This is a genomic window from Moorena sp. SIO3I6 (genome assembly GCF_010672095.1).
In genome coordinates this window covers 1-13,947 of the sequence record NZ_JAAHHU010000140.1, presented here as the reverse complement: position 1 = coordinate 13,947, position 13,947 = coordinate 1, and the positions used below count along the sequence as shown (strand labels likewise).

Here is a 13,947-nt window from a genome sequence, read left to right as displayed (position 1 = left end):
CCTCCATTAATAAAAATAGCGCAATGCTTTTGGCATTGCTTTGTCGGCAACAACCATTAGTTAAAACTAATGCTATACCATCGTCCTATCTGCTTGTGAGTAGGTTTGTACAGGTTAAATGTTGCACCTGAATCAATACACCTGACAACATGAGTATTGTCGAGTATTATCTTGATGCGATCGCATAAGCGCGGAAGCTTTGCTTCATCGCCTTTGGCGATTGGCCGTAGGCCACGCTACGCGAACGCTCGTTGGGGAGCGGCTGTGTGCTAAGGCTTGCCTCAGCACCTTCTCAGCCTCGTGGAATACCAGTCCCTCATCTGACTCCCCATTTCCCCATTTCCCCATCTCCCCATCTCCCCATCTCCCCATCTCCCCATCTCCCCATCTCCCCACACTTCCCTATCTTTCCCTAATCCCTAATGACCCAGAAAGCGATAATCAAATTACAAGGAGTGACAACAACCTATCCCAACAACCGAGGTTTGTTTAACGTCAATCTAGAAGTCAAGTCAGGGGACTTTTTATTTATCACAGGGCCTTCTGGTGCTGGTAAATCCACATTGCTAAAGTTACTCTATGGTGAACAGCGCCCCACCCAAGGGAAAGTATTTGTCGATCAAATCAATGTTGGGCAATTACGAGGCGATCGCTTGTCATTCCTACGCCGTCGCCTAGGGATTGTTTTTCAGGACTACAAACTAATTCCCAAGCGAACTGTGTCAGAGAATATCGCTTTTGTTCTGTGGGCACAGAGTTTCACTCGCAAAGAAATTAAGCGACGCCTAACACCAACCCTTAAATTAGTGGGTTTGCAAGACAAAGCCAACTGTTTTCCAGAGCAACTTTCAGGAGGAGAACAACAACGGGTAAGTCTAGCTCGTGCCATTGTTAGTACACCGCCCTTGATATTAGCTGATGAGCCAACAGGTAACCTGGATCCCGACAATTCTTGGCAGGTATTAAACATTCTCAGGAAACTCAATCACCTAGGCACTACAGTTATTGTCACAACTCATGATGAAAACTTAGTCAGAATCTCCAATCAGCCAGTAGTACAGCTGCGAGAAGGTCGTTTATATTCGCCTTTTTAGAGGCAATAGTTTACGAAAAATCATACATTATGGGTGAGGACTGGGCTGAAGGATTGTTGTTCAATTTTCTTAGCACTCTCGGTCAGTCCTGCTCTGACTTTTTGGTATTCAGACTCAAGCTGGGCAAAAATTTCCGCTGCTCCAGTGATAGTGTCCGACCTCCCCAGACTTTCCAGTTTCTGACACAGTTTGGATAGATTTATCCCCCCTAGGGTAGCGCTACTAGACTTTAATGTGTGAGCCGCAATTTCCATGGCTTTTGGATCTTCTTCAATAATTGCTTGAGCCATGTTTTTTACTAACCTCGGAGTATCTTTTAAGTAAATTTCAATCAAACCAAGCAAGCATTCCGCCCCCCCTTTTCCGATACTGTCGAGCAAGGATTGCAAAACCGAAAAGTCAACAGCTTGATCAGCTACTACTGGCTTGGTAAGTTCACGATGGTGCCGACCTTGACTCAAGGCACGGACTAACTCTGGTACCTGGATCGGCTTACTAATGTAATCATCCATTCCTGCACTCAGGCACATTTGTCGATCCCCTTCCATGGCATTAGCAGTCATGGCAATAATCCAGGGGCGTGAATGAGCTGGCCATTGTTCACAAATCTGTTGCGTCGCAGTTAAGCCATCCATTTCCGGCATTTGGACATCCATCAAAACCAGGTCATAGGGCTGACGACTCAGAGCTTGGAGTACTTCTAATCCATTACCCGCGACATCAGCCCGGTACCCCATCCGTTTCAACAATTGCAGGGCTAACTGCTGGTTAACGATATTATCTTCAGCCAACAAAATCCGCAAAGGATGCTTTTGCGCCATTTCGGTGTCAAGTTTTAGGTGTTGAGCAGGTGTGCGCTTAATCTTGATCGGCTGTCCGCTCATCACCTGGGTCAAAACATCGTAAAGCTGAGATTGCTTAATAGGCTTGTTTAAAACAGCTGCAATATCTAGCTGACTCTGATGATGCTTTGTATCTGATTGACTCATTGAGCTCAGCATTACCAAGGGCAAGGCTTGACCCTCAGACTGCTGGCGGATTTTCGTTGCTAGGGTAAAACCATCCATCTCAGGCATATACCCATCAAGAATGGCAATGTCAAATTTATCCCCCTGACTGAGCCAATCGAGAGCTTCTCTACCTGATGCTGCTGTCTGGGTAAGCATACCCCAAGACTTGGCTTGCTCGGAGATAATCGTGCGGTTGGTCGCACTATCATCCACAATCAGCAGCCGCTTTCCTTCTAACAATGGCTGAGATACTGGCAGGTTAGGTTCCTCGATCGGATCAGGCTGTTTAGCCAATACAGTGAAATAAAATTTAGAGCCTTGACCAACTTGACTCTCTACCCAAATTTTGCCACCCATCATGGTGGTGAGCCGTTGACAAATGGCCAGACCAAGACCTGTGCCTCCATATTGGCGAGATGTGGAGGAATCCACCTGAGAGAAGGACTGGAACAGGCGGTCGATCCGATCCTCAGGAATGCCGATGCCAGTATCCTTGACCACAAATTGGATTTCGTAGATTGAGGATTGGGTGGAAGGAGGACAAAATCTGGTGGTGTTAGGGTTGCGGGAAGAAATCTGGGGCTGAGGCGGTAAAAATACTCTGGTGTTGTCTCTCGTATTGTTCTGTGTTCCGTTCGCTCCCCTGACCCCGTTAATATAGCCGTTAATATAGCCCGTCTGGTCAAATCCTCCTTGTAGAGTGTAGTAGTTTCCATTGGGTAGAGTAGGGAAACTCAAAGAGTAATGTTTTCCGTAGTCAGAACCAGACGCCAACGGGTAGGAGTAGTTAGCAGTATTGCTTTGTTCTTTTTCTTTGCCATCAACCCATTCCCCTGTGCTCACTTCTCGGGCGGTTACAGAAAGTAATACTTCCCCGATATCGGTGAATTTAATCGCATTCCCCAACAAATTAACTAGAATTTGGCGCAGCCGAGTCACATCTCCCACAATCATGGGTGGAGTGTTGGGATGGAATAGATAGGCTAACTCCAATTTTTTCTCAGCTGCTTTTGCTGCCAACAAGTCTAGGGATTCCTCAATGCAAGTGATCAGATTAAACGGTTGTTCTTCTAACTCCAGCTTTCCAGACTCAATTTTGGAAAAATCCAAAATATCATTAATGATGGTGAGTAAACTATCCCCACTATTGCGGATCGTTTCCACAAAGTTTCGTTGCTGGGACGTTAGATCTGTATCCAGTAGCAAACCTGTCATGCCAATCACAGCATTCATCGGAGTGCGGATTTCATGGCTCATGGTTGCCAGAAATTCGCTTTTTGCCTGAGTGGCCGCTTCGGCAGTTCTTCTAGCTTGCTCTAGGGCAAAATTTTGCTCAGTCAATTGCTCTCGTTGGCGGGTTTCTTGCTCAAGCAGGTGAGCCTGAGCAATAGCAATCCCTACTTGGTCAGCCACGGCTTCGAGTAACTCAATTTCATCCAGACTCCACTGACGAAATTCATCACACTGATGTATTCCAATCACACCATTCGGTTCCCCCTGATAGGAAGTACGAATTACCAACATGGATTTGACTCCAATCTGCCGACATATTGGGATCATCGGTTTCAGAAGGGGGTCTTGGTAAACATTAGGGGAACTGATGGCTCGGTCTTGGACTAACAACTGCTCTAAATAAGGATTCCCCAGAATCGGAATTTCTAAATCCAGTATCGATAGATAACCCTTTTCTAAATACTCAGCAACTGTAGGAATGCGAGGATAGGGTTGGGAAACATAGGTATGAATGGTGCAACGATTGACCTGAAACACTTGACCAATTTGTGTGGCGGTGGTCTGAAAAATTTGTTTAGTTTTTAAACTTTGGCGGATTTCTTGGGTCACCTGTTTGAGTAGCATTACACGAGTCAGTTGCTGGTGTAATGCTTGCTCGGCTTGCTTTTGCTCAGATATATCAATCGATACACTTAATACCGCTGGCATGTGGGAAATTGCTAAGGAGAAGGGAATTTTGGTAGTTTGGATGATACGCTTTTCTCCATCGGGATAGATGATCGTCTCTTCTGGAAGGTGTGTCGGTTCTCCACTTTCCAATACCTGCAAATCCGCCTCTCTAAACTGGAATGATTTTAGGAAAGATTGAGGAAAATCTTCATCCCGATGGTATAGTAACTCATCTACTGTCGTACCATAAGCTTCCGCAACTGCTTTGTTAGCTAGAAGAAACTCTCCATCTCGGTTCTTGGCGTAAATGAAATGAGGCACTAAATCAATCACTTGACGCAGTTGTTTTTCACTTTCTTTCAGATGTGACTCGGTTAATTTACGATTTGTAATATCTTGGATAGTGCCAGAAGTCCCTGTGATACTATTGTCAGGATCTAGGGTTAATTGGGCATGAATTTCGAGCCAGCCTGAGCCCCCATCCTTGGTAATATACCTTAGTTCCTGCTGATAATACTCCTGTTTGTGGGTAATTAGGGATTGAAACAGTTCTATGTTAGTTTGACGATCATCAGGATGGAGATAATCAATAAAGTTAGTACCAATGCTATCTGCTACAGAAAAGCCCGTCATTTCTGTCCAAGTTGGATTGAGAAAGGTCAACACCCCAAGCCCATCGGTTTGGAAAATAACCTCTTGCACATTTTCCACCACTGACCGATACTGCTCCTCTCTCTCCAGCAAGGCCAGTTCAACTCGCTTGCGTTCGGTAATGTCTTCCACAGAGCCTTCGTAGTAGAGCAAATTCCCATTAGTGTCTCGGACAGGGCGCACATTTTCCAAAATCGAGATTACACTACCATCTTTGCGATAAGCCTGAGCCTCAATGGATGATACAGCACCATTTTCCGCGATTCTGTTAGTAAACTCGTTACGAGCCTCAGTGTCCAGATAAATTTGTTTTGAGACGTTCGTAATCGACTCCACTAGTTCTTCTGGGGAAGAATAGCCATAGATTCGCGCTAAGGCTGGATTGGCACTAATAAAGCGCCCATCGGGTGTAATCTGATAGATGCCCTCTACTGAATTCTCAAAAATGCTACGGTAATTCGCTTCAGCTTGCCGCAGCGCTTCCTCGGCTCGCTTGCGATTGGTGATATCACTAAAGGTACAAATGACTTGCTCTACTAACCCATCCACCCCCACCTGGGGATCTGCATTCACTAGTAACCATACCCAATCTTTAGTCGCTTGATTGTGGACACCCATAACCACATTTCTTACCAGTTTATGGGTGCTAATTGCCTGTTGGATAGGACGACTTTCGGTGGGGAATGGAGTGGTGTCTTCGTGAATGATAGTCCAATCCGAACCAAAAGGACTTTTATCCAACAATTCACTTTCGGTGAAGCCCAGTATATCCAGAGCCGCTTGATTAAAGAGCATGAATTCGGTTTTTGCCTCGAATAGCAATACCCCGACCTGCATTTCTCGAATCACGGTTCGGAATAGCCTTTCGCTCTCTTGCAATGCTTCTTGTCTAAGAGCTTGCAGTGCTTTACTCGTTTTCTGCTCGTAATATGAGGCAAGTAAGGTGAGGCTGAAGATGATTAGGTTAGTTATCCCGATTGTGCTTGTTACTACCGAAGTATTTAATGTTGGAGAAAACCCAGTGTCTAATGGTGGAGTAACGGGGAACTTGGCTGCCATCATGGTTGTATAGTGTACAGAGGTAATGGCTAATCCCAGGATCACTGCCCAGCAAAGCTTCCACCAATTAAGGACTTTTCTAGTTCCTACCCCCAAATCAAAGGATAGCCACAAGATGAAAAAGGATGTCAAGCTGGCTATAACAACGGATAGGGCAACTAAAAGGAGGTTGTAGTGAATCAGCCTTGGTATTCCCATGGCAGCGATCAGCAGGTAGGGTACGGATGCGATCGCTAATCCCATTACCACACTGCCCACCATTAAATGTCTGAGGTTGGTGATGCGGCTGACACTATAGAGTACGGCACCAGATATTAGCACTGCTACCCAGTAAGAAAGCAGTACCATCGGCATATCATAAGTGATGGGGATTGGGAACCGGAATGCTAGCATTCCCAAAAAGTGTATTGACCAAATCCCAACTCCCATGATCATTGCCCCACCAATCAGCCAACCTTTACGGTTACTCTTTTGTGAGGTTTTTACTTGTCTAGCTAGAATGAGCACCGTATAGGTCACAATCGAGGCGATAGCAATGGATAGAACAACTAACTGTAGGTCATAGGTACCACTCATTGCTCTATCTGTATCGCTAATTGGGACAGTTTCTATGAGAAAATTGAGCCAGACCAAAACCATTGAGTAGGGCATACCGAGATATTATCTCCCAGACCTTCTAGGGGCCATGTTGATATATTTCTTCCGAAACTTGTCTTGTAATTCTGAATATATGTCTTGAATTTACACAATTTTGATGAATTAATTTACCGTATAAATACGTATTTTTATTATAGCTATATCATAAAATTTACCGAATATAAATCTAATCTATTGCTTGAATCATAAAGCACCAAATTAAAAACTTGGTAATTGTAATTGCAGAGATTTTTTTAGCTACCAAACAATTATCAACAGATAGCAGGATAAGTATATTTATCCATACCTAATTAAATTTTTGATAATAATCATTGGGTATCTAGCGGTTTTTAAGCTAGTAAGGTACAATTTTTTGGGTTTATAGGGAGCAGGAACTTCCGAGCAGTAAAGTCAGAAGAAAGAAAAGGGAAAAAATCCTGTGTACCTCATTAGGATAAAAACCGCTAGATACCGTAAAAAAAACTACTTTGAACGTCTCAAGCTTAGACTAAAGGTATGCAGTCAGCTAATGCGCTACTTGAGGTGCTACGCGAATAGCATTGAGCTCTCAGCTAATGTAAGGCAACCCCTGATCAATAAACAGAGTAGGAAGTTGTTCGTCAATTAACAGTTAATATAGCGTTTTCCATACTTATGAGGTACACAGGATTTTTTCCCTATTCCCTGTTCCCTATTCCCTGTTCCCTATTCCCTGTTCCCTAAAATCCAAAAATTTTGGATCTAACACAATTGAAAACTGCTATATTTAATACTTAAGACTTAATATTTAACCTTACGTAAGTCTTGGAAAACTGGGTGTAGTGGGTCATAAACTCGTTCAGAATTGCCTTGAATGACCCGGTGAATGGGAACAACTTCCACCACGCAGTTAGTGTATGCGATCGCATCCAACTGTCCTACCAACTCGGGTGACCAAGGTTCCTCACGAACTCTCTGATTTTGGCAAGTCAGCCACTGAATTAAATGCGATCGCATCACACCCGGTAAAATTCCAGCTTCCACTGGTGGTGTCCACCAGTGACCATCTCTCCATCCCCATAAGTTACCTGTACTAGTTTCCAGCCAATTCCCGTGATTATCTACCAGAATCCCTTCCTGTGCTCCCATATTTTGCGCCATTTGCTTCGCCAGCCATGGAGATAGGTAATTCCCGGTCTTGTGAGTAGGTAAGCAGCGATGAAATTTTACAGAGGGGGACTGGGCTACCCAAGCAGTGATACCCTGTTCTTGCCACTGGGCTAAATTGGCTGGCAGAGGACGACCCATAATCAATTCTCGTCCATCGGGGAATAGGCTAATTCTCAGCACTGGGTAAAGGGTGATCAGTGATTGTGCTCCTTGGCGCAATTGCTCCCAATCCGGCTGTTGCCAACCAAATGCTTGTAGACTCGATTGCAGGCGATGGCAATGATTAGTCCAATGGGTTAGTGGATGTTCTAATGACTGATGGTAAACTCGTAAGGTCGTAAAAACTGTAGCGCCATAGATAAATCCTGGCTCATCAATGGTCAGGCTTAGGAAGTTGCCCTCAATTAGCTGGCCATTGTACCAGAAGCAGGGTTTTGACATGACTATGATCGTGATTAACCAGTGTCAACAAGTAGGGAACTATATAGGTTAAACCCCCTGAAATCCATCGCTCTCGATTCATCTGCCCTTTTAGGAGAGCAGAACCATGATTGATCACAAACAGAACTGAGCCAACCACCAAAGCCACCCTCAGTGCAGTTGGCATCAATTCGCGATCAACAACACTTAGACAGAACTCTTTTAGAGGTTTCACGCTTTACCTATCGAGCAAGCTGTTAACCATCTAATTTTACCTAACTGATGGTTTTTTGTTGGGGGTTGGCTGTTAATTACCAAATTAGCTTCCGGCAAAATTCATCCCACACTCATGGCGTAGCATTGAGATGTGGGATGAATTTTGCACAGGGTCTCTCGGATAAGGAAAGCGAGCAATCAAACTTCTAATTAACTCTGACTGAGTCATTCCGGAGACGAATCCTTGAAGAGGGTAGCCTTAATTAACAATTTTTAACCCTTTTGCGCAAGAACCTCAAACTATAAAGGCTACCCTCTTCTACGGAAACTTCTAACCACGCCGTTCTGCTTCTTGTGATAATTGCCTTTTCTAGAAGTCGGTAATCCTGATTATTAGTTTTTTATCTTTTATTTTGGCTTGTCACACTGGAGGGGCGACAAGCGCCCCGTAACCCTTGAGCTATATTAAATTGAGCGAATTATGGTAAAAAAAGATAGGTCATAAATTGTCAATACGACCTATCAAGTTATAATGAGCCCAGAATTAGAACAAAAACATCTAAAAAATATCCTTGACGAATCTCAATTATTATTTGTTTATAGCACTACGCATTAAGATTAGGACATTCCTAAACTCCGAAACTTAGTCATAGCTTACTTCTGACTTCTGACTTCTGACTTCTGACTTGCGCGTAGCGCTATACCTTGTCGTAATTATTGGACAATATCTCAATAATGTTCAACTCAAAAAAAATGCTTAATCTTTACCTTTTCCTAGTAAATTTACATCAATTTTCAAAAGTTACAGAGATTTTTGTCATTGTCTTGATGCAGTCGCTCATGGGAGAAAGCACGGCAGTCGCTCATGGGGAGGGTCTGTGTGCGGAACCTGCGTCCGCACCTTGTAAGCCCCGTGGGAACCCCCAAGACCGCGCTGCCTCCCCTGTTCCCTTGCTGCATCGCTACCAAGATTTCCAATCAAAACAATGTGGGTTACAATTATTAGATAATGGCTATATCAAACATTTATTAAACAGCAAAAAATCTATTTAGCTATCGATATAAATAATTGGAATAACCAGAATTTATTGATAGTTAGCTTAATTTATAAAAACCGAGCACTTCTTTGAAGTTACCGTAAGAGAGTGGTTTGTTCGCGTTCGCCTTTGGCGTGGCCTACGGCCAAGCGCGCCTTTGGCGATAGTTACCGTAAGACAGGCTCGCCTTATTTCACGAGTTTTAACCCTTTTTTGCATAGCCTGCCGACGCTCATTGGCGAGCCGTAATAAGGCCTCAGATGAAACCTTATTACGGCTCTCCTAGACCTGACTGCCTGACACATCTGTGTGAAAACCAAACAGATCAGGTTCTACACTTTAAAGACCGAATACGGGAAAACCAAATCTGGTCTAGTGGGACTTTAGCCAAAGCAAACCCCTGCGCCCACGTCTGTTTTGTCAAGTACAATTTATACAAAATAGCTGGGATTACCCTGCCCATAGCCCATAAGCTGATAGCACCTCAAGTAGCACCATCTGTAGCGCATTAGCTGATAGCTGAATGCGCTACGCTATATCAATATACTGCGTCAAGCATTCAGCTATATCAATATCCGATTCAGGGCAATTTCTAGATGGTACAACCCCTAAAATAGTCTCAGGGAAATCAAGAATCCCAAATTAACGTAACTATTGCTAACTATTACCCCCCGAGACCCCCAGAGGATTGCTATATATATGGATGCTTTTGCCCCCTTACCGCCTCAGTGGACCAAATCAGCCACCCATGCCTTGGAGTTCTGCTGTCCTAGTTGTCGAGCATCTGTTCTAGAAGCTGAGAAGGTTTGGATTAATCGCTCCTCACCAGTGATGGGTGAAGACCACCGCCGGAAGTGGCAAGAGTTTTATCAATGTAAGTGTGGCTATGTATGGTGGGCTTGGAGTAGCGATCGCCCACCCTCAGAATTTAGCAATCGAGACAATCCTCCTATAGTTTAACCGCCGATCGTCCTTCCCGTTCTTTGGGTTTTCGTGGTTCACTCAAACCACTCTCAATTTTATTTGCGCTACCATATTGTTCACCAAATTAACACCCCTAGGGTTAGATGACCAGCAGATCACCAGGTAAACAGGCAGCTCCAACAATGCGAACGCAAGAGAACGACTGGAGACTTTTCCTACGCCTAGTCCCCTACGCCCGTCGCAGCAAAGGCCCGCTATTGATTGCAATTACTTTATTGATACCCCTGTCCGTAGCAAGTGCCATTCAACCCTTAATTGTCGGTCAGGTAATCTCTTTAATTCGTCAAGAAGAGCGAACTTGGTCTTTCCTATTAGAGCGCTCCCTATCACAGAGCCTCAATATTCTGATCACTATACTACTATTAACCATACTAATCCGGTTAGTGTTCGTTGGGCTTCAGGGATTCGTGGTGGTGAAGATAGGTCAGAAAATCACTGCTGCTATCCGGGAAGACCTATTTGAGCACGTCACCTCCCTAGCGGTGCGATTTTTTGACCGCACACCAGTGGGGAAATTGATTACCAGGCTCACTAGCGATGTGGAAGCCCTAGGGGATGTCTTTTCCACCGGTGCCATTGGCATCGTGGGTGATTTACTATCCATGATAGTCATTGCTGCTACCATGTTTTTGGTGCAATGGCAACTGGCATCGATCTTAGTGGTAATGCTCTTGCCAGTGACTGCTATTATTATTTACTTCCAGAAACAATATCGCAAAGCTAACTACAAATCTAGGGAAGAACTTTCCTCCCTAAACGCGATGCTGCAAGAAAACATCTCTGGCATTAATATTGTGCAACTGTTTCGCCGTGAACAATACAATGCCGAGATGTTTCGCACGGTTAACCAAAAATACATCACTGAAGTAGACAAAACCATCTTTCACGATTCAGCGATTTCAGCAACCCTAGAGTGGATTTCCCTGGTAGCGATCGCAGCAGTATTGTGGAGCGGTGGTCATTTTATCCTCAAAGATCACCTGAGTTTTGGTGATTTGTCGGCCTTTATCCTCTATGCTCAGCGGCTATTTGACCCCTTGCGTCGGTTTTCCGAAAAATTCACTATGCTCCAAGCTGGTTTCACTGCCATTGAGCGCATTAGTGACATCATGAATGAAACTATTGAAATTCGTGACCCCGAAGGCTTGCAGGTCAGACGCTTGCAGGTGGCAAGTTCTCCAGAGTTTGAGGGAGGGAAACAAGACCGGAAACAATCTGGAGATTTACCGATAAAGCCTCCAAGCAGCTTGAATGGTGATCTAGCCCATCACTCTTCTAACTTATCCTTCAGCAATGGTTATACTGAACAACCCTTGAACCTTAAACCGTCAACCCTAAACGGAGAGATTTGCTTTGAATATGTTTGGTTTGCTTACAAGGAAGATGAATATGTTCTCAAAGACTTGCACTTTACCATTCATCCAGGGGAAAAAGTTGCTTTAGTTGGTCCAACCGGTGCAGGTAAAAGTTCCATTATTCGGTTGCTGTGCCGCCTCTATGAACCAAGCCAAGGGCGAATTCTCGTAGATGGGATTGATATTCGGGATTTACCCCAAGCAGAACTACGACGCCACATCGGAGTCATCCTTCAGGAGGGATTTCTTTTTGCTGGTGATGTTAAGAGTAATATTTCCTTAGGAGAAACCTACTCCATTGAGGCAATTAAAACCTCAGCGGAGGTGACTAACGTGGCTAGCTTTATCGAAAAACTGCCCCAAAGCTACGATACCCAGCTCAGAGAGCGAGGCACTAATCTGTCTGCTGGCCAAAAACAATTGTTAGCCTTTGCTCGTGCTGCAATTCGTAACCCCCAAATCTTGGTACTCGATGAGGCAACAGCTAGTTTAGATGTGGCTACCGAAGCTCTGATTCAAGAAGCTTTGGAACGGCTGTTACAACAGCGGACTGCAATTATTATTGCCCACCGACTGTCCACTATCCGTAATGTAGACCGGATTCTGGTACTAAAGCGAGGAGAGTTAGTAGAGTCGGGAAGCCATGAGGAATTGTTAGAGCAAAACGGATTGTACGCTAGTTTATATAAATTGCAGATGCTAGGAGATTGATGGCTAATCTAGCATTTTCATTTAAGATGTGAAACTAGGATTGATGGGAATAGGGAACAGGGAATAGGGAACAGGTAACAGTAGGAAAGAGCGATGCAGCGCTATAAGACCACGCTCAATCATTCCCTGTTCCCTTGTCCGAAGTTCCCTATTCCACTTCAAGTAGCACTATAGATTAAGATGCGTTCGCGTAGCGTGACCGTTCGCGTAGCGTGGCCTTTTGGCCAAGGTCAATCGCTAACTCCGGAAGAGTGACAGGTTCTGCAATCTGTCGTCCCACTGCTGCTGCTATCGGCTTTAAGCTATGAACCAAATCCACCATTGCTTCGATGGAAAGCGCCTGTCTAGCATCAGAAACAGATTTTTCTGGTTCCGGGTGACATTCAATAATCAGTCCATCTGCACCAGCTGCCACTGCAGCTTTTGCCAGAGGTGCCACTAATTCCCGCTTACCCACAGCATGGGAAGGGTCTACAATCACCGGCAAGTGAGTCAACTGCTTGAGTGCTACTACTGCTCCTAAATCTAAGATATTGCGGGTATAGTTATCGAAACTGCGAATACCTCGTTCACACAACACCACCTGAGAGTTACCGTGAGTGAGGATATATTCCGCTGCCATGACGAATTCCTCAACAGTAGCAGCTAGTCCCCGCTTTAGCAGTATCGGCAAGTCTTGCTTACCCAAGGCTTTGAGTAAGTCAAAGTTTTGCATATTGCGACTACCTACCTGAAGCAGATCAGCGTGGGTAGCAATAGATTCAATTTGCCCAATCGACATCACCTCCGTCACTACTGGGATTTGGTGACGCCTGCGGATATCAGACAAAATTTCTAGTCCTGCTAGTCCTAGCCCTTGGAAAGAGTACGGGGAGGTGCGCGGTTTGAACGCACCTCCCCGCAACGCTTGTACCGGGGCAGCTTTGAGTTTAGTAGCCACTGTTTCCATCTGGGCGTGACTTTCTACGGTACATGGACCACCAATAATCACCAGTTCTGAGCCACCGAAGACAACTTGTTCTGAGAGTCTAACGATGGTTTGGTGATTGGGGTTAGTAGCTAGTGCTAGTTTAGCGTTCAACATGGTTATGGACTCCTTAGTTAGAGATATAGACATAAAAAAAACCCGGTTCCTTGAGGGTTCCGGGTTGCTGTGAAAGCTTGGCACGACCTAACTACCCGGAACGATTTCTGGGCCAAAAAAAGTAAAAGCCGTAAACGCTGTAAAGGTAGGTGGTCATCTCTTGCTCTTGTCGCTGCTTTGCCTAAAAAAACAAAGGACCGCAGATTATATTGCTGCGGTCCACCGGGGGGTTCCATATGGAACTATCCTCACCTCCGGTGAACCTCGCTAAACCAAAAATAAAAGTAATAGCTGGGGCTGAACATGTCTCTTTGCGGCTAAGCCATGAAAAATTTGGCAATTTCTTTTTACTGGTACTACCCTAGCAAGGGTAATAGGGTGATGTCAATAGTTACTGGGAAATGAGGAAAAGTCTGAGCTACTACCTCTGGCTTCGATGCAGCCTAATCCCATCTATGGTCGTCTAGTCTTTCACGATTTTTGCCCAAGACATGATTTAAGATCACAGTATTAGTGCTCATTGCTCAGTTTAACGAGGCAAAGCCGTTGAATGCTAGTTTGATTGAAGTCAAAGTTCATTCCTCGTTACGAGATTTTCTGCGATCGCAGGGTCAACCCAATTGGCCTCACCAATTGACT

Annotated in this window: 10 protein-coding genes; 4 read left to right on the top strand and 6 right to left on the bottom strand. The window is 44.7% G+C overall.

Annotated elements, in window-relative coordinates:
- Positions 1-204 precede the first annotated feature (204 nt).
- Positions 205-396 carry a hypothetical protein gene (locus tag F6K49_RS27675; protein ID WP_293020117.1) on the bottom strand — a complete coding sequence of 64 codons (192 nt, stop codon included), beginning with the start codon at positions 394-396 and terminating at the stop codon, positions 205-207.
- Between the two features lie 26 nt (positions 397-422).
- Here F6K49_RS27675 and ftsE point away from each other — a divergent pair, with 26 nt between their 5' ends.
- Complete coding sequence (ftsE, locus tag F6K49_RS27670; RefSeq protein WP_293020115.1) at positions 423-1,094, top strand: cell division ATP-binding protein FtsE; 672 nt, start codon at positions 423-425, stop codon at positions 1,092-1,094.
- 20 nt (positions 1,095-1,114) lie between these two features.
- Here the strand turns inward: ftsE and F6K49_RS27665 are convergent, their stop codons facing one another.
- From F6K49_RS27665 to nrtS, 3 genes are all read right to left on the bottom strand, one after another.
- Positions 1,115-6,367 (bottom strand): PAS domain S-box protein, encoded by a 5,253-nt coding sequence (locus F6K49_RS27665; RefSeq protein WP_293101757.1) that lies wholly within the window; start codon positions 6,365-6,367, stop codon positions 1,115-1,117.
- A gap of 765 nt (positions 6,368-7,132) precedes the next feature.
- Positions 7,133-7,942, bottom strand: coding sequence for an aminotransferase class IV (locus F6K49_RS27660; protein ID WP_293020111.1), 810 nt, complete (start codon positions 7,940-7,942; stop codon positions 7,133-7,135).
- Positions 7,902-8,156, bottom strand: a complete 255-nt coding sequence (nrtS, locus tag F6K49_RS27655) for a nitrate/nitrite transporter NrtS (RefSeq protein ID WP_293020109.1) — start codon at positions 8,154-8,156, stop codon at positions 7,902-7,904. Before nrtS ends, F6K49_RS27660 begins: the two co-directional genes overlap by 41 nt.
- Before the next feature lie 821 nt (positions 8,157-8,977).
- Between nrtS and F6K49_RS27650 the strand changes: the two genes are divergently transcribed.
- The 3 genes from F6K49_RS27650 to F6K49_RS27640 all read left to right on the top strand — a co-directional run bounded on the left by F6K49_RS27650 (position 8,978) and on the right by F6K49_RS27640 (position 12,224).
- A complete protein-coding gene (locus F6K49_RS27650; RefSeq protein ID WP_293101754.1) occupies positions 8,978-9,190 on the top strand; it encodes a hypothetical protein in 213 nt (70 codons plus the stop codon).
- Between the two features lie 683 nt (positions 9,191-9,873).
- Positions 9,874-10,134 (top strand): hypothetical protein, encoded by a 261-nt coding sequence (locus tag F6K49_RS27645; RefSeq protein WP_075901528.1) that lies wholly within the window; start codon positions 9,874-9,876, stop codon positions 10,132-10,134.
- Positions 10,135-10,241: 107 nt separating this feature from the next.
- Positions 10,242-12,224 carry an ABC transporter ATP-binding protein gene (locus tag F6K49_RS27640; RefSeq protein ID WP_293020106.1) on the top strand — a complete coding sequence of 661 codons (1,983 nt, stop codon included), beginning with the start codon at positions 10,242-10,244 and terminating at the stop codon, positions 12,222-12,224.
- A 21-nt stretch (positions 12,225-12,245) separates the two neighbouring features.
- On the opposite strand, the gene F6K49_RS27635 is transcribed toward F6K49_RS27640, so the two are convergent.
- The gene (locus tag F6K49_RS27635; RefSeq protein ID WP_293020104.1) at positions 12,246-12,386 is read right to left on the bottom strand and encodes a hypothetical protein; all 141 of its coding nucleotides are present in this window, start codon (positions 12,384-12,386) and stop codon (positions 12,246-12,248) included.
- A gap of 13 nt (positions 12,387-12,399) precedes the next feature.
- A complete protein-coding gene (gene aroF, locus F6K49_RS27630) occupies positions 12,400-13,308 on the bottom strand; it encodes a 3-deoxy-7-phosphoheptulonate synthase (RefSeq protein WP_293020102.1) in 909 nt (302 codons plus the stop codon).
- Positions 13,309-13,947 lie beyond the last annotated feature (639 nt).